The organism is Paracoccus sediminis, from assembly GCF_900188295.1.
GTDB classification, from domain to species: Bacteria; Pseudomonadota; Alphaproteobacteria; order Rhodobacterales; family Rhodobacteraceae; genus Paracoccus; species Paracoccus sediminis.
In genome coordinates this window covers 1-16,289 of the sequence record NZ_FZNM01000024.1, presented here as the reverse complement: position 1 = coordinate 16,289, position 16,289 = coordinate 1, and the positions used below count along the sequence as shown (strand labels likewise).

The window sequence follows — 16,289 nt, the reverse complement described above, 5'->3', positions numbered from 1 at the left end:
CCCCCTCCGCTCTCCGCGTCGGGGAAGGGTCACATGGGTCAAATCTCAATGGAAATTATGAGCCTGCCTGGGTCACTTCTGGGTGGAAATCAACATATTTGATCGACAGATACTGGCTGCCGCGGTCGCTGTGGTGAACCAGTCCCATACCCTTGACCGGGCGCCGCTCATGGACAGCCTGTTCCAGGGCATCGTGGATCGAGCCATGGGAACGCCACTGGTCCGAGAGACCATGGCGAGGCCCGGCATGAGGGGAGGTGCTGACGCGCCAATCGACGATCTTGCGGGCCTACGCATCAATGACGAAGGCGACATAGACGAAGCCCTTCCAGGTTGCGACATAGGTGAAGTCGCTGACCCACAGAATGTTCGGCGCGGGCACCCGAAATTGGCGGTTGACCTTGTCCAGCGGACACGGCTGCTTCTTGTCGGGGATCGTCGTCTTGTGTGGCTTGCCGCGGATAATGCCCTGAATACCCATGTCCTTCATCAACCTCGCAACCGTGCATCGGGCGACATCGAAGCCCTCACGCTAGAGTTGCCGCCACACCTTCCGCACGCCGTAGACGCTCCAGTTGTCCTCGAAGACACGCCGGATCTCGGGGCGCAGCGCCTCGTCCCGGCGCGCACGATCCGACAGTCGGGACGGATCGGCCCGCTTTGCCAAGTGATCATAGTAGGTGGACGGGGCGATCGGCAGCACGTCGCAGATCGGCTCGACCCCGTGCGCATCACGATGCGCGTCGATGAAACCCACCATCACTTCGACCGGCGGTCGAGCTCCGCCATCGCAAAATAAGCCGATGCCTTGCGGAGGATCTCGTTCGCCTGGCGCAGTTCCCGGTTCTCGCGTTCAAGCGCCTTCATGCGGTCGGCCATCTCGGTCGGGATGCCCGCGCGCCGGCCGCTGTCGACCTCGGCCTTCTTGACCCAATCGTTCAGGGTCTGCGGCGTGCAGCCGATCTTCGCCGCGATCGACATCACCGCCTGCCAGCGACACGGATGTTGGGCCTCGGCGTCGAGAACCAGCCGAACGGCCCGCTCGCGAACTTCAGGGGAAAACTTGTTCGTGGTCTTGCTCATGGTGCTCCATCCTACTCAAGAGTTGGAGCCTCCGGCAAACCCGGCGCGGTTCAGTCACCCGCTGCCATTTGAATGCGATGGTGGCTGACACGAAAAAGTGGGAGCAGAGCGCAGCGTTCCTGCTGGATAGCCATAGCGGTGTGAAGCGGTGGGTAAAGAACGACAGGTTGGGTTTCACGATTCCCTATCGTCAGCGTGGCCTGCTTGCTCGTTACATCCCAGACTTCATCGTCGTCACGGACCGCGACGAGAATGTCATCGTTGAGATCAAGGGACAAGTTACGGACGACGCCGATGCCAAGGCAAAGGCCGCAGAGCGATGGGTGGAAGCAGTCAATCGCCTCGGCGGGCACGGTGTCTGGAGGTACCTTCTGGTTGAAGATCCGGGGAGGCTTGGGATCCAGCTGAACGAGTTCACCTGCAGCAAGTGGGACGAAGGGCCGTTTCAGCTCACATAAGGGCGATGCAACGTGAGCAATGGGAGCCAAAGAACGAGCGCGACCAACTCGAGGACGTCGCGCATCCTTTGGACCTCAGTCGTGTCTCGAAACGCGACCGTTGTCGAAGTGTTCAGCGAGTCATAAAATTATACGTGCGATTTCAGTCACTTACAGAAATTCACCGAAACTGGCGCAGTTCACAGGTCCGGAGAATATCAGCCTTGAGAGACCGGTTTCGGGCCTCCTAGCACAGAGGCCAGTGCTCAGCCCCTCACGCATAACCCCCGAAAACAACGGAAAAATCCGGCCGCAGCCGGATCGGGAGAACGCTTTCGCGAGGGCAAGTGGCGGAGGGGATGGGCCTGACGTCGAACCTTCTCCAGTCTAAGTCATTGTTTTTATTGATCGCACGCACCCTCGACGGAATGGCGAGACCCGACCTCCTGTATGACCTGCGACGCGGGCCGACGGATCCTACCTGATCGCGGGCTGGATGCCGGTCGACGAGTTCGCCGATCTGCTCTCGCTCGACTTGGACGAAGATCGCGACTTCGAGACAGTTGCAGGACTTGTCCTCGACGAAGTGGGCCAGTTGCCGGAAGTGGGGCAGCGCATCGACCTGCAAGGCTGGGGGGTCGAGGTGGTCGATATGGACGGTCGGCGCATCGACAAGCTTCTGGTGCAGAAGGCGGCGGCCTGAGCCCGCCGCCGCTATCCTGGATTTAGGGCCAGATCGCCCAGACATAGACGAGGTAGCCGGCGAGCAGGACCGCGCCCTCCCATCGCGCGATCCTGCGCCCGGTCCAGGCGAAGGCGACCAGCGCCAGCGAGACGCCGATCATCACGAGGTTGTCGAAGCTCACGATCTCGGCCGGGACCACGCCTGGCGCGATCAGCGCGGTGAAGCCGCCGATGCCAAGGATGTTGTAGATGTTCGAACCGACGATGTTGCCGAAGGCCACGTCGCCCTGCTTTTTGAGCCCGGCGACGATGGAGGTGACGAGTTCCGGCATGGAGGTGCCGACCGCGACGATGGTCAGCCCGATCACTGTCTCTGAGATGCCGAAGCCACGCGCGAGCGATACGGCGCCGTCGACGAGGAACTTGCCGCCGAACACGACGAGCACCAGTCCGGCGACGGCGATCAGGGCTGAGACGAGGAGCGACGCCTGTGGTGGCGCCGGAGGGGCGAGCGCGGGATCTACCTCCTGCAAGGCGATGCTCTTGTCGTAGACCGCTCCGTGATCCGGGGTGGCGGCGCGCTCTTGCCGGAAGGCAAGAAAGATGTACCCAACGAGCGCAAGGATGAAGACCGCGCCTACGGCCCGCCCCATGGGCATCACCGCAGCGGCTGCCGCGAAGGCCACGGCCACGGCCAGCATCACCAGACCGTCGCGCTTGAGAGCCGACGACGCCACGATAATCGGGCTCAGGAGTGCCGCGATGCCCGCGATCAGCAGGATGTTGGCGATGTTGGAACCGACGATGTTGCCGTACGCGATCCCCGGCGCATCCGAAAGCGCGGCCTGCACGGACGTTACGAGCTCGGGCGTCGAGGTGCCGAAGCCCACCAGCGTTAACCCAATGACAAGTGGCGAAACGCCCAAGCCCGTGGCGACCTGCACGGCCCCGCGCACCAACAGTTCGCCGCCTGCAATCAGCAAGACAAGGCCGCCAATAAGCGGCAACCAGATTTCCAACACGTTCAAACTCCGTACGTTTTTTGATTGAGAACCTAGGGTCAGTCCCTATAAATCTTTCTTGCACGCCAGCATGTTGACTGATTCATGCTGGTCATGAACCAGAGCAATACAAGATACTTCTGGCTGAGCGCGGAGCAGATGCGACGCATTCAGCCCTTCTTTCCCAAAGCGCGAGGGCGTGCCCGATCTGACGATTGCAAGGTGCTGAGCGGCATCATCTATGTCAAGCGAAACGGTCTTCGCTGGCAAGATGCGCCAGCGGTCTATGGCCCTTATAAGACCCTGTATAACCGGTTCGCCCGCTGGTCCCGGATGGGCATCTTCGCCAGAATATTTCAGGAGCTGGCGCAACCAGGCGCTCAAGGCGACACGCTGATGATGGACAGCACATTCCTGAAGGCGCACCGCACCGCGGCCAGTCTTCGAAAAAAGGGGATCGTCCGCGCGCGATCGGACGCACGAAAGGCGCGGAGGGGACGGGCCTGGGGTCGAACCTTTTCTGGCGAGTTGCCTCTCCACGCGGATGACGATGCACACAGGTCTGCTTGCACGCGCGCCACCGGCTGCCAGCGGGATATCTTTCCAGGCTGGGCCGACTGGTTGGCATATTTCAGAAACTCCCCAGCAACGTTCCCAGGGTGATCAGCACGATCAGCGCGAGGATCGGGACGGCCACGGCGACGACGGCGACATCAAGATAGGCCTCGCGGTGCGTCAGGCCGCAGATTGCTAGAAGCGTGATGACGGCACCGTTATGGGGCAATGCGTCGAGCCCGCCGGTGGCCACCGCGGTCACCCGGTGCATCAGCTCCGGCGAGATACCCGCGGCCTGGGCCATCTCCAGATAGACGCCGCCGAGCGTGGTGAGCGCGATGCTCATGCCTCCGGACGCCGAGCCGGTCATCCCGGCCAGAAGGTTGACCGAGATCGCCAGCGAGATCAGGGGATTGTCGCCGCCGATCCCGATCACCGAATCACGGATCAGCGCGAAGGCCGACAGCGAGGCGATGACGGAGCCGAACCCGACAAGGCTCGCGGTATTGAAGATCGGCAGCAGCGAGGCGTGGGCCCCGGCATCCAGCGAGGCGGTCAGCCTCGGTAGGCGCGACCAATTCACGGCGATCATGAGCACGATTGAAATGACCAGCGCGGCGATTATGGACCAGATGCCGCGCACCGCATCGATGGTCACCGAGCCATATTCGGGCGCGGCAAGATAGTCGGTGTCCATGGCCGGGATGACGAGGGCGGTAAAGGTGAGGTTGATGGCGATCACCGTGACGAGCGGCAGTGCCGCCAACATGAGGGCCGGCGGCGCGGCCGGACGCGCCCCGGCCGGGAGTTCGCCAATGTCGAAGCCTTCGCCCGCGGCGCGCTCGCGCAAGGCCCTGTCAGTGCGCCGTTCAGCGTCGGGGTGGTCGCCGTAGCCTTCGGAGGTGGCCCGCGCCCGTCGCTCCAACCACAGTTGGCCAAGCGCAAACATAATCAACGCCGTCAGGATGCCGAGCCCCGGCGCGGCAAAGGGCGACGTGCCGAAATAAGGCATCGGGATCGCGTTCTGGATCGCCGGCGTGCCGGGCAGCGCGGTCATGGTGAAGGTGAAGGCGCCAAGAGCGATGGTGCCCGGTATCAGCCGCTTGGGGAGATTGGCGCGGCGAAAGACTGCTGCAGCGATCGGAAACACGGCGAACGCGACCACGAACAGCGATACCCCGCCATAGGTCATCGCCGCGCATGACAGCACCACCGCCAATATGGCGCGGTCGCTGCCAAGCCTCCGGATCGTGGTGTTGGCCAGAACCTCGGCACTGCCGGTATCCTCCATCAGCTTGCCGAAGATGGCGCCGAGCAGGAAGACCGGAAAGTACTGGACGATGAAGTCGCCCGCCGCCACCATGAAAATCTGGGTGTAGCTGGCAAGCAGGGGCCGTTCGAGCGAGGCGAGCACGGCGAGCATGGCAAGGCCCGGCGCCAGGATCAGCAGGGTTACGCCGCGATAGGCGAGATAAATGAGCCCACCGAGCGCGGCGACGACAACCAAGATGCCATACATTGGCGACTACTCCGCTGACCGGTTGGTGCTCGACCGCTCGGGCGCCCTAACCAGACGAAGCGAGTCGGCGAACAACGCGTCGAGATCGAAGGTGGAGCGTACACCGATCCCGTCATAATTCGCCTTTAGCCACTGGTGCGCCCAAGCCCGGCCGCGCTCGTGCAGGTGGGTGAGGAATGTCCATTCGGCGTTGAGCTTGCTCGAGGAGTCCAGATCCTGTAATTCTTCAGCGGCATGGATCAAATGAACCCGCATGTCGCGGTATCGCTCCGTCTCAATTCCCTCCGCATCGATAAGCTGGTGCAGCAGCTGGATCGCCCGCAGATCCTTGATGAGGCTGGAATTGAAGCTGATCTCATTCACTCGGTTGAGAATATCCCGCCCCGTTCGCGGCAGTTCGCGGCGGGTCATCGGATTGATCTGGACGATGACCATGTCGCGACAGTCGGTCTGGTCGACGAGGGGGTGAAGCGCCGGATTGCCGATGTAGCCGCCGTCCCAATAGGCCTCGCCGTCGATCTCGACCGCCTGGTACACCGATGGCAGACAGGCCGAGGCCATGATCGTTTCCACCGACAGATGCGGCTGGGTAAAGACGCGCGCCTGGCCGGTCCGAACGTTGGTGGCGGTGACGAAGATCTTCGGAATCGCGCAGGAATTGACCCGATCGAAGTCGACCGTGCTGGCTACGAGGTCGCGCAACGGATTGATGTCGAGCGGATTGAGCTCATAGGGAGAGAACTGCCGTGACAGGTTGTCGAAGAATTGGTAGCCGGGCGACTTGTCGAGGTTGAAGTTGCCGGTGAGCCTGTTCCACCAGCTGCGCTGCACCGGCGAAAAGCGCGCTGCAACGCTCACGGCCCGCCAGAAGGCGGCGAGCGCCTCGCGCGCTCCCTCCCGGCCACGCTCTTGAAATCCTTGCGCAAGCACCACGGCATTCATTGCCCCAGCGCTGGTCCCGCTGATGCCGGCGATCTCCAGCCGTTCGTCTTCCAGGATGCGGTCGAGCACACCCCAAGTCAGCGCCCCGTGGGACCCGCCGCCCTGAAGCGCCAGATCGATCGTCTTTTTGGGCTGTTGCTGGACCATATCGCCCTCCACACATGCGCTTCCCGCGTCTACGCCGCGGCACGACTCTCAGGCCGCCATCATGATGCGGATGGCGGCTGCAAACCACCACCCCGCCCAGACAGCGGCGGCGGTCAACAGGAGGCCGGTGGCAACCGCCCAGCCGAACGCCGTCGCCCCTCCGCGAAGGGCCAGGACGATCCGCACACCGGCATTCACGCTGATCGCTGCTGCCAGCGGCACGACCGCCTCGGATGCCGGCAACTGCCCGGCAACAACAAGCGAGGCAAGCGCAACGGCAGCGGATCCCGTGCTCACCAGCCCCGCGAGCGCCGCCGACACCAGGACGGCCTCGCTTCCGAAACGGTCGTTCAGGACAGCGGAGACGACGATGACCGTCGCCACGATCGTCGCAAAGCTCAATGCGCCCTGGACGCTGAAAATCCGGCTGGGAAGTTCGAGCCTATCGGGCTCTGCGCCGCCGCCGCGCGATCCGATGCGTGCAAGCAGGATCCCATAGAGGAAGGCCACGCCCGAAGGGATGATCAGGATCGGGGCTGCAAGTGTGAACAACGAGGGGCTGAGGAACAGCAGTACGATGCCGGTTTGCGCGAGCGACGAAACCGAGGAGAACGTGACACCAGCAGCAGCGGGATAGGCCTCGAACGGCCGATCCTGCACCTTCTTCAACATGGCCGCCACGGTGGCGGTGCTCGACACGAACCCCGAGAGGAAACCGCTCAGCGGCAGCCCCAGCCGTGAACCGAAGACCCGCGTGCAGACGTGGCCGACAGCGCCGATCGCCATGACGAGAATGACGATCACGAACAGGTTTTGCGGATTGATCGCCCCGCCCGGACCCAAGTCTTCGTTGGGCAGGATCGGCAGGATCAGTAGCGCCGAGACGCCGAGGATGAGGCCGTCGCGGATCTCGAAGTCGTTTAGCACCGAGCGACTGAACTCGCGCAGCACTGTGCGCGCGGCCAGGAGCGCCGCGACCAGAACCCCGGATGCCGCCGCGAGGAACGTGTGCTCGATCGACAGTGCGCCCAGCACGACCACGATCAGCAGCGCAAGGCTGGTCGTCAGGCCCGCCTGACGATCCGGCTGAGACAGATGCGTCACCATGCGCAGGCCGCCGATGACGGCGACGGCGACGGCGAGCATCGGCCATCCACCGGCAATCTGACTCAGCGCCCCGGTCAGCGAGGCGAGCGCAAAGGTGCGCACCCCTGCCTGGGCGGGGCCTCCGGTCGTTCCCGCATTCCGCTCGCGTTCGATCCCGATCAAAAGGCCGATGCCCAAGGCCTCGAGCAGCAATAACACTTGAGAGGTTTCCAAGACTATTTTACCATTCTTTGTTGCATCCAACGAACGAATGACCGGACAGTAGGCGGTTTGGCGGCTGCCGTTGCAGTCAGGCCCACCTTGTGCTTTGCGCAGTGCCGTATCGCAACGGATTTCGAGCTATGGCTGAATCTGGGTGACGCGGCTCGGTCACCAGCGAGGCTGGCTTGTCGCTCGCCCGGATCGCGGCCCGGATCTTCGGCGTGGTCGTCCCCTGCTCGTGAAGCGAGATCAGCATTCCCAGCCCTCGTCCGTTTGGTAGGGAAACAGTCCAATGGATTGTCTTCCTTCTTGTCCGCCGCACCCCCCGCAGGATCGATTTTGCCTTGAACAGGGCAATCCAGCGAGAGTCTATGTCCTCATCCGGGATGGAACGCCTGGGGCACCAGTAAGCCCTATCATTCGGCCAACAACTACAGTAAACAAAATCCACGCATCATGATTTGGCGGCCGTGAGCCAGTTAGATGAGATAGTGGGGATTAGAGCATGAAAATGCTTGCGACATCAGTGCGCCTCGTGGCCTTCTCAACGTTCTGGCTAGCGCTGACAGGGGGCGCAATGGATGCGCTGTACTACGGGGCGCCAGCGGTCCTGCTGACAACCTCAATCAGCCTTGCGCTTTACCCGGCGACACAACCGGGGATTCGGCTGTGGTGGGCGGTCCTGTACGTGCCGCACCTCCTGCTCCGCGGCTTCTTAGGTGGTCTGGACGTCGCGCGGCGAGTGCTCGACCCACGTCTGCCCGTCCGGCCCGGCTGGCGCCGGGTGCCGCTCTTGACGAATATCGCTGAGGTGAATGCCGTCCTTGGCGGGGTCGTCAGCGTTCTGCCTGGCTCATTGGCCGCAGGGATCCGCAATGGCGCGTTGGAGGTTCACATGCTTGACACCGAAGATTTCAACCTGCGCAGCCTTCAGGCAGAAGAACGCCGCGTGCTACGCTTGTTTGGTATGCCTGTCGTTACCCCTCGCTACGCAGGAGAAAATCGTGGACGCAGCTGACCATTTCATGGTCGCCGCCGTCGTTCTTCTGCTCACGCTGGCGCTGGCGCTTTTTCGTGCCTGGTTCGGGCCACGGGCGATCGACCACGTAATGGCAGCGCAACTCGTCGCGACCAGCGGGGTCGGCGTGGCGCTGACGCTGGGCGCGGCCAGGGACGACGCTTCGATGCTGGATGCGGCCTTGGTTGGCACAGTGCTGGCCTCGGTGGCAATTCTCGCTTTTGTGCGGGACGGCCAGAGTGATGCGGACGAGCCCGGAGACCCAAAGCCATGACATTGGCCGATTACCTGTTCCCTGCGCTTCTTTACATCGGTGTCTTTTTCTATGCGGCCGGATCGTTGGGGCTGCTCAGGTTTCAAGATGCCGAGTTAAGGCTGCACGCGCTTACCAAGGCCGACAACGTCGGTCTGGGCTTCGTGGCGCTTGCCGCCGCGTTGCACTGGGGTTCGGTGGCTGTCGCTTTCAAGATCGCCGCCGTCTGGCTGTTCGCGCTCATGGCCGCCGGAGCGACCGCACAACTGATGGCGCGCCGCGCGAAGACTGCGGCCGAGCGGGGCACGGACCGATGACGCTGGCATTCGACCTCATCCTCTGCCTGATGATCGTCGGTACTGCAGCCGCAGCGCTTCTCACGCACAACGCGCTGGCGGCAATCGTTTTTTTCATCGTTTTCGGCAATCTGCTCGGACTGGCATGGCTGGCTATGAACGCAGTCAATGTCGCCATGGCAGAGATCGCCATCGGCGCGGGCATCACCGGAGTTTTGCTGATACTGACGCGGCAACGGCTGATGGCGCTTGGTGACGATCTGGTCAGCGCCGAGACGCCCGGCTGGCTACGTGCCGGCGCGGTGTTGGCCTGCACTGGTTTGACGGCGCTGGTTGGGTCCGCGGTCCTGAGTGTCGCGCCCGCAGACGACTTGGGCGGGCCAATCGCCGCGCTGCTGCCGGAGCTTGGCATCGAGAACCCGGTGACTGGCGTGCTTCTGGCCTTCCGGGCCTATGACACATTGCTGGAAACATTCGTCCTGCTGGGCGCGCTTGTCGCAGTCTGGTCGCTCGCCCCGGGAAATGCATGGCCGCGCCCGCCCGCGTCACTGAACCTGGCGGAAAGCGGGGGGGGAAGCGTCGCTCAGGCCTTCGGACGGTTGCTCTTGCCCTTGGCGCTGGTGATGGCGGCCTATCTGGTCTGGGCCGGGTCGGACTTTCCGGGTGGAGCGTTTCAGGCCGGAACCGTGCTTGCCGGCGGTCTGATCATCGCCGCGATCGGCGGAGCGGTCGCATGGCCGCGGGCCGACAACAGCATTCTCCGCGCGGTGCTTGTGCTTGGCCCGGGGGTCTTTCTCATCATCGGCCTGGCGGGAATCGCACTGGGCCGATTCCTGTTCTATCCGCCAGGCTTCGCGAAGGCCATGATCGTCGCGATCGAGTACAGCCTTGCGCTGTCGATCGGCGCGACCCTCGCGCTGCTACTGGCGGGTCGGTCGGTAGCGCCGGATCATAGGAGCTGACTACTGCATGCCAACGTTAATGCATCTTTACCCGCTAACAGGGGCGGCATTGGTGGGGCTCGGCCTCTACGGCATCGTGACCCTGCGTCATCCGTTGCGTCAGCTTCTGGCCGTCAATGTGGTTGGTGCCGGTATCTTCCTGATCCTCGGTGGACTCGGGCGCGGCACCGCTTCGACCGATCCGTTCCCGCAGGCGCTGGTCATCACCGGCATCGTCGTCGCGGTGGCGCTCACCGCTTTCGGTGCTGCGTTGGTTGTGCGCGTGGCCGAGGAGGAGCGGGCACGAGATGACACCGCGGCGGTCGAAGCGACCGGCGACAGTGCATGAGCCCGCTTGACTTGCTTGTCGCAGTGCCCCTCGCTCTGATGATCGCGGCGGTGCTGCTTGGGAGCCGGGGACGCTTATTGCTACTGGCGGCAATTCCGGTCATGGCGGGTCTGACGGTGTGGCTGCTGCTACTGCCAGAGGGTACCGCCCATATAGTGGGTGACTGGAACCTGCCGCTGGGAATCCTGTTGCGTGCGGATGGGGTGGCACAGCTTTTGGTGGCAGCCACGTCAGCCTGCGCTTCGATCATTGGACTGTACGCGCTGCGCGAATTCGCGCCCGGGCCGAGCGGGTCGGAGACCGCCCACGGCTATGCCTTCTGGCCGCTCTTCTACCTGTTGTGGGGCGGAGCAAATGCTGGATTCCTGACCACCGATCTCTTCAATCTTTATGTCGCGCTGGAAATGGTCAGCCTTGCCGCGGTGGCGATGGCGGCGATGGGCTCGCTGCGCGCCGCGCTGCAGTACTTCGTGGTCGCGCTGGTCGGATCGCTGGCCTACCTGCTAGGCGTCGCGCTTCTGTTTGCCAATTACGCGACAGTGGACATCACACTGCTGGCCGGGACAGCGAGGCCGGACCTTGCGACCAAGGTCGCACTGGCGGTGATGACGGCGGGACTGCTGATCAAGGCGGCGGTCTTTCCGCTGCACGGCTGGCTGCCGCCAGCCCATGCCGCAGCACCCGCACCCGCCAGCGCCCTGCTCTCCGCGATTGTCGTCAAGGTAGGATTCGTGATCCTGCTGCGCCTTTGGTTCGAGGCCTTCCCGGCCATCGTAGCCCCTGCGGCACTCGATGTGCTTGGCTGGCTCGGTGCGCTGGCGGTACTTTACGGCTCGATCCAGGCGATCCGGCAGGAAACCCTGAAAGCCCTCGTGGCCTATTCGACCGTGGCGCAGATCGGCTATCTGCTGCTGGCTTTTCCGCTTGTCGTGACAGCGGCAGGGTCCGACCGGGCTTGGGCCGGAATGACAATCCATGCGATAGCCCACATGCTTGCGAAGGCTGCGATGTTCCTCGCGGCCGGGCTTATGCTCAAGGCGGTGAACGGCCACCGCTTGGAGGACCTTAGTGGCCTTGTGCGGGTAATGCCGCTGACGGTGGCTGCCTTCGGGCTGGCCGCGATATCATTGATGGGCCTGCCGCCCTCGGCCGGCTTCATAGCGAAGTTCCTCCTGCTCGAGGCTGCGCTGGAGCAAGGCGCCGTGTTCCAGGCCGCCATCCTGCTCGTTGGCGGGTTGATGGCCGCAGTCTACCTGTTCAATCCGCTATCCAGGACCTTCGCCGGCAGAGACACACCGGTTACCGAGGCAAAGGACACGTTGCAAACCGCCGCTCCGCTGGCGCTGGGGCTTCTGGCAGTGTCGCTGGGGTTCGCCGGACAAGCGATGGTCGATATCTCTGCAGGGGTGTCCCAGGCAGGGCCTCCGGCGGCTGCGGTTGGGGAGGTCCCGTGAACAGTCTTTTACCCCTGCTGCTGGTCTCGCTGACAATCGTTCCGGCGCTGATCAGCTTTGCCCTGCCGGACCGCCTCGCGGTCTGGCGCGACGCGATCAACATCGGCTTCGCCCTGAGCAAGCTGGCGCTCGTGGGCGCCTTGCTGCTGGCAGCACGCGAGGGCACGATCACGGAATGGCGCTACGAATTCCTGCCGGGACACGAATTCATCCTCCGGCCGGATTCACTTTCATTGCTGTTTGTCACTCTCTCTGCCTTCCTGTGGCTGATAACCACCGTCTATGCGATCGCCTATTTCAAGCGCGGACCGCACTTGGGGCGCTTCTTCGGATTCTTCAACCTCTGTGTCCTATCGGCGACCGGAGTGGCCATTTCTGGCACGGCGATCACCTTCTTCCTCTTCTATGAACTCCTGACCTTGGCGACGTGGCCGCTGGTCGTCCACAAGGGTGACGAGAAGTCCCTCCGCGCGGGGCGCATCTACCTGATCTATACGCTGGCAGGCAGCGCCGCCTTTCTGGCGGGCATCGTCTGGCTGAAGTCGCTCGTCGGCACGATCGAGTTCACGGCACCGCCTGATCTGACCGGGATCCCGCGGCTGGAACTCACGCTGATCTTCATCCTTTGCATCGGCGGGCTCGGCGTGAAGGCGGCGCTCATCCCGTTCCACGTATGGTTGCCCGAGGCGATGGCCGCGCCCGCTCCGGTGAGCGCGCTGCTCCACGCCGTGGCCGTGGTCAAGGCCGGCGCGTTCGGGATCCTGAGGATGATCTACGACGTTTACGGAATCGATACGGTATCGGAGCTTGGCCTCGGCACGCCGCTTGCCTTGTGGGCCGGAGCGACCATCCTCTATGGCTCGTTCCGCGCCGTGATGCAGACCGACATCAAGAAGCGGCTGGCCTATTCGACGGTCAGCCAGGTCAGCTACATCATTCTCGGGGCCAGCCTGATCGGCCCCTTCGCGATCATCGGCGGGCTGGTGCATCTGGTGCATCAGGGGATCATGAAGATCACTCTTTTCATGTGCGCAGGGGCGCTGGACAACCGGATGGGGATCAAGTTGGTGGCGGATCTCGACGGTGCCGGGCGGGCGATGCCGGTGACAATGGCAGCCTTCAGCATCGGCGCGCTCGGCATGATCGGCATTCCGCCGACCGCAGGTTTCATCTCGAAATGGTACCTGGGGATGGGAGGGCTGCAGTCCGAGGCGAGTTGGGTCATCGCCGTTCTGGCGGGATCGTCACTTCTGAATGCGCTCTACTTCCTGCCGCTGCTCTACCGCGCCTGGCTGCTTCCGCCATCGAAGGAGCTGGCGCCGGTACGCGAACTGGACGGCGCGTGGAACAGGATGCTGGTCCTCCCCGCCGCGGTGACCGCCCTGATAACATTGGCGGCCGGAGCCTTTGCGACTTTTCCGTTCAGCCCGCTGAGATGGGCCGAGCTGATCGCCGAGAGTGGCTATCTGAAATGACAATCGCACCCAGCCTTCTTCTGTTGGTCGTGATCCTCTGGCCACTCTTTCTCGCCTTTCTGTGCCTGCTGCCGAAGCTGGGGCCGAGGATGCTTTTGGCGCTGCCGCTTGGGCCGCTCCCGGCACTCGCCGCCGTGTTCCTGGCGCCGCGAGACCAGACCCTGAGCGTGCCTGGGGTACTGCTCGATGGCGGACTCCGACTGACCGAAACGGGGGTGCTGTTTCTGGGCGGCGCCGCGCTGCTGTGGTTCTGGGCTGGGGTTTATGCCCTGCGGTACATGCGCGGCGATTCCCGCGCGCAAACCTTTGCCCTGTTCTGGATGCTGGTACTCGCTGGAAACCTGGGTGTGTTTCTGGCAGCGGATCTGGCGACCTTCTACGTGTCCTTCGCGCTGGTGTCGCTGGCCGCCTATCCGCTTGTGATCCACGATCGCAAACCCGCGTCGATGAGGGCCGGCGTGGTCTACATCATCCTTGCAGTTGTCGGCGAAACCGCGCTGCTGGCCGGTTTCATGATGATCGCCCATGCGGCAGGGGGAACGATCCTCATAGAGGGGGTTCGCGACAGGCTCGCCGACCCGGGGGCCGACCCGCTGGTGCTGTGGTTGCTGATTGCGGGTTTCGGCATCAAGGCGGGATTGGTCCCGCTGCATGTCTGGCTTCCGGTGGCACATCCGGCGGCGCCGGTCCCGGCCTCGGCGGTGCTGTCTGGCGCCATCGTGAAGGCGGGCATCTTCGGGCTGGTCACATTTCTGCCTTGGGGCAGCGCCTGGCCGATCAGTGGAACGCTGCTGGCTCTTGCGGGGTTCGGCGGGCTCTTCACGGCGGCGCTCTACGGGGCGATGCAGGGCAATCCAAAGACGGTGCTGGCCTATTCAACAGTCAGCCAGATGGGGCTTCTGATGGGCGTGATGGGCGCGGCGCTGGCGGCGGGCCTGCCGGCGGCTTCGGTTCTGCCGGCGGTAGCGCTTTATGCGCTGCATCACGGGCTGGCCAAGGGGGCGCTGTTCCTGGGCGTCGGCGTGGTCGGCAAGGCTCGGGGCGTGGCGCGGGGCTTGGTGATCGCGGCACTGGCAATGGCCGCCTTGTCGGTGGCCGGGTTGCCGCTAACCGCCGGCGCGCTTGTGAAATCGGCGATCAAGGGTCCCGCAGGCGACTTTGGCGCGACGTTAATCGGCCTCTCGGCGCTGACCTCAGGGCTGTTGCTGGTGCGCTACTTTTTCACCCTTCCCGCGCCTGCAAAATCTGGCGGCCCGCCCGGTCTCATGGTCGTGCCGCTGGTAGCGCTGTCAGCCGCCGCGCTTGGCCTGCCGTGGTCACTCTATGCCCGGGCAACGGGCAATGCGCCCTACGAGGCGATTGACCTGTTGGCGCTCGGCATCAGCGCCTGGCCCCTTGGGCTCGCGGCAGTTCTCGTCATCGCCGCGTTGGGAACCGGACTGCGCGCCCCGTCGCTGGCCGAAGGCGACCTGCTCGGCCCGGCAGCCCGGCTCAGCGCGAGGGCAGCCGCCGTTGCCCGGGCAGCCGCATTGGCGGGCCGATCGGAGAGGCCGGGCGAAAACGGGCAGCTCTTGGCGGAGATCGCCGAGGGGCTTGAGCGTCTGGAACGGCTGATCAACGATCGTGCGGCCACGTCGGCCGCCGTTATACTGATTGCGCTGGGCCTGTTCGCTGCGCTTACCTGACGGCGCCGCGTGCGAAACTAGTCAGCGATCGCCGTTCAGCGGAGATGTCCACCAGCCCACCGAGTCTTTGGCAGCAGCAAGTAGTTTGCTTTTAGTTTCGTATTGTGAGGCTTTTTCTGCCAGACGCTTTTTGCAACGTCCTCAAGTCACTCGCGTCGACCGAGGAACTGCAGCAGGAACATGAACATGTTGATGAAGTCGAGGTATAGGCGCAGGTCGTGTCTCGGAAGTGGTAGAAATTGGATGGCGGCGTAATCTCCGGGTGAACTGACACCCACCCAGCCGGCGGCTGCAACCGCCAGGGAGATCACGCCATGAAGCAGAATACGGTCGTGTCTCGGAAGTGGTAGAAATTGGATGGCGGCGTAATCTCCGGGTGAACTGACACCCACCCAGCCGGCGGCTGCAACCGCCAGGGAGATCACGCCATGAAGCAGAATACCGACAGCTCGTCCTTTTCGCTACTGCCCGACGCAGGCGGGTATGATCCGATCGAGGACCGCCTGCGGGCAAATGTCCGTGCCACCATTGAGGCCATGTTCGAAGAGGAACTGGCCGTCTTTCTTGGTCGGCTTCGTTACGGCCGCGGCAATGAGCGGGCCAGGGGCTACCGCCACGGGCACCGCGATCGGCAGCTGACCGGCACATTCGGCACCGAGACGGTGCGGGTTCCTCGTGCTCGGATCGAGAACGAAGCCGGCAAGATCACCGAATGGCGCTCGAAGGCACTGCCCCGCTACAGGCGGCTGACCAAGAAGGCCGAGGCCCTGATCGCGGCGGTCTATCTGGCCGGCACCAATACCCGGCGCGTCAAGCGGGCGCTGTTTGGCTTATTCGAAGGGGCGGTGAGCAAGGACGTGGTCAGCCGCGCCTGGCGCAAGGTGAAGGTCGACTGGGACGCCTGGTCCGCCCGCGACCTGACCGGCGAAGAGATCGTGCGGCTCATCCTCGACGGCACCGTCATCAAGACCCGGCTGGACCGCAAGGCCACCAACATCTCGGTGCTGGCGGCGATCGGCATCCGCCGCGACGGACAAAAGGTGCTCCTCTCGATCAGGAACATGGGCGGCGAAAGCACGGCTGCCTGGGGCAGCTTCCTTGCCGACCTGGACGCGCGGGGCCTCAGGCGGCCCGAGTTCGTA

Annotated in this window: 14 protein-coding genes, 3 pseudogenes and 1 other annotated feature; of the genes and pseudogenes, 12 read left to right on the top strand and 5 right to left on the bottom strand. The window is 63.7% G+C overall.

The features are described from left to right. Positions 1-88: 88 nt before the first annotated feature. Positions 89-1,083, bottom strand: a pseudogene (locus CHB77_RS17510) (IS3 family transposase); the annotation flags it as partial. Beyond that, positions 686-802, bottom strand: a sequence feature (AL1L pseudoknot). It overlaps the preceding pseudogene by 117 nt. A 77-nt stretch (positions 1,084-1,160) precedes the next feature. On the opposite strand from CHB77_RS17510, the gene CHB77_RS17505 reads away from it, so the two are divergent. Next, entirely contained in the window at positions 1,161-1,541 is a 381-nt protein-coding gene (locus CHB77_RS17505; RefSeq protein WP_207303074.1) for a PDDEXK family nuclease, read from the top strand. 454 nt (positions 1,542-1,995) lie between these two features. Then, positions 1,996-2,223: pseudogene (locus tag CHB77_RS17500) on the top strand (transporter associated domain-containing protein); the annotation flags it as partial. 22 nt (positions 2,224-2,245) lie between these two features. On the opposite strand, the gene CHB77_RS17495 reads toward CHB77_RS17500, so the two are convergent. Beyond that, positions 2,246-3,226: a calcium/sodium antiporter gene (locus tag CHB77_RS17495; RefSeq protein ID WP_089389417.1), complete on the bottom strand. Its 981-nt coding sequence runs from the start codon at positions 3,224-3,226 to the stop codon at positions 2,246-2,248. A 93-nt stretch (positions 3,227-3,319) separates the two neighbouring features. On the opposite strand from CHB77_RS17495, the pseudogene CHB77_RS17490 reads away from it, so the two are divergent. After that, positions 3,320-3,711: pseudogene (locus CHB77_RS17490) on the top strand (IS5 family transposase); the annotation flags it as partial. Between the two features lie 125 nt (positions 3,712-3,836). Here CHB77_RS17490 and CHB77_RS17485 read toward each other — a convergent pair. From CHB77_RS17485 to CHB77_RS17475, 3 genes are read right to left on the bottom strand one after another with little or no spacing between them, the layout of a single operon-like run. Further along, positions 3,837-5,279: a GntP family permease gene (locus CHB77_RS17485; protein WP_089389415.1), complete on the bottom strand. Its 1,443-nt coding sequence runs from the start codon at positions 5,277-5,279 to the stop codon at positions 3,837-3,839. A gap of 6 nt (positions 5,280-5,285) precedes the next feature. Continuing rightward, positions 5,286-6,368 carry a patatin-like phospholipase family protein gene (locus CHB77_RS17480; RefSeq protein ID WP_089389414.1) on the bottom strand — a complete coding sequence of 361 codons (1,083 nt, stop codon included), beginning with the start codon at positions 6,366-6,368 and terminating at the stop codon, positions 5,286-5,288. A gap of 48 nt (positions 6,369-6,416) precedes the next feature. Then, complete coding sequence (locus tag CHB77_RS17475) at positions 6,417-7,688, bottom strand: MgtC/SapB family protein (RefSeq protein ID WP_165456314.1); 1,272 nt, start codon at positions 7,686-7,688, stop codon at positions 6,417-6,419. Between the two features lie 493 nt (positions 7,689-8,181). Here CHB77_RS17475 and CHB77_RS17470 point away from each other — a divergent pair, with 493 nt between their 5' ends. From CHB77_RS17470 to CHB77_RS17425, 9 genes are all read left to right on the top strand, one after another. Next, a complete protein-coding gene (locus tag CHB77_RS17470; protein ID WP_088411786.1) occupies positions 8,182-8,694 on the top strand; it encodes a Na+/H+ antiporter subunit E in 513 nt (170 codons plus the stop codon). Beyond that, a complete protein-coding gene (locus CHB77_RS17465; protein WP_198398661.1) occupies positions 8,681-8,968 on the top strand; it encodes an MrpF/PhaF family protein in 288 nt (95 codons plus the stop codon). Before CHB77_RS17470 ends, CHB77_RS17465 begins: the two co-directional genes overlap by 14 nt. Beyond that, the gene (locus CHB77_RS17460) at positions 8,965-9,264 is read left to right on the top strand and encodes a cation:proton antiporter (protein WP_089389412.1); all 300 of its coding nucleotides are present in this window, start codon (positions 8,965-8,967) and stop codon (positions 9,262-9,264) included. Before CHB77_RS17465 ends, CHB77_RS17460 begins: the two co-directional genes overlap by 4 nt. Then, on the top strand, positions 9,261-10,205 hold the full coding sequence (locus tag CHB77_RS17455; RefSeq protein ID WP_088411790.1) for an MnhB domain-containing protein: 945 nt from the start codon (positions 9,261-9,263) through the stop codon (positions 10,203-10,205). Before CHB77_RS17460 ends, CHB77_RS17455 begins: the two co-directional genes overlap by 4 nt. Positions 10,206-10,224: 19 nt before the next feature. Next, complete coding sequence (locus CHB77_RS17450) at positions 10,225-10,533, top strand: NADH-quinone oxidoreductase subunit K (protein ID WP_198398662.1); 309 nt, start codon at positions 10,225-10,227, stop codon at positions 10,531-10,533. After that, positions 10,530-11,987 (top strand): complex I subunit 5 family protein, encoded by a 1,458-nt coding sequence (locus CHB77_RS17445; RefSeq protein ID WP_089389411.1) that lies wholly within the window; start codon positions 10,530-10,532, stop codon positions 11,985-11,987. Before CHB77_RS17450 ends, CHB77_RS17445 begins: the two co-directional genes overlap by 4 nt. Beyond that, complete coding sequence (locus CHB77_RS17440; RefSeq protein WP_088411796.1) at positions 11,984-13,462, top strand: complex I subunit 5 family protein; 1,479 nt, start codon at positions 11,984-11,986, stop codon at positions 13,460-13,462. Before CHB77_RS17445 ends, CHB77_RS17440 begins: the two co-directional genes overlap by 4 nt. Continuing rightward, on the top strand, positions 13,459-15,147 hold the full coding sequence (locus CHB77_RS17435) for a complex I subunit 5 family protein (RefSeq protein ID WP_165456313.1): 1,689 nt from the start codon (positions 13,459-13,461) through the stop codon (positions 15,145-15,147). The genes CHB77_RS17440 and CHB77_RS17435 overlap by 4 nt, the downstream gene beginning before the upstream one ends. A 428-nt stretch (positions 15,148-15,575) precedes the next feature. Continuing rightward, positions 15,576-16,289, top strand: a 714-nt coding sequence (locus CHB77_RS17425; protein WP_176430370.1) for a transposase, incomplete at its 3' end; no start/stop codon positions are given.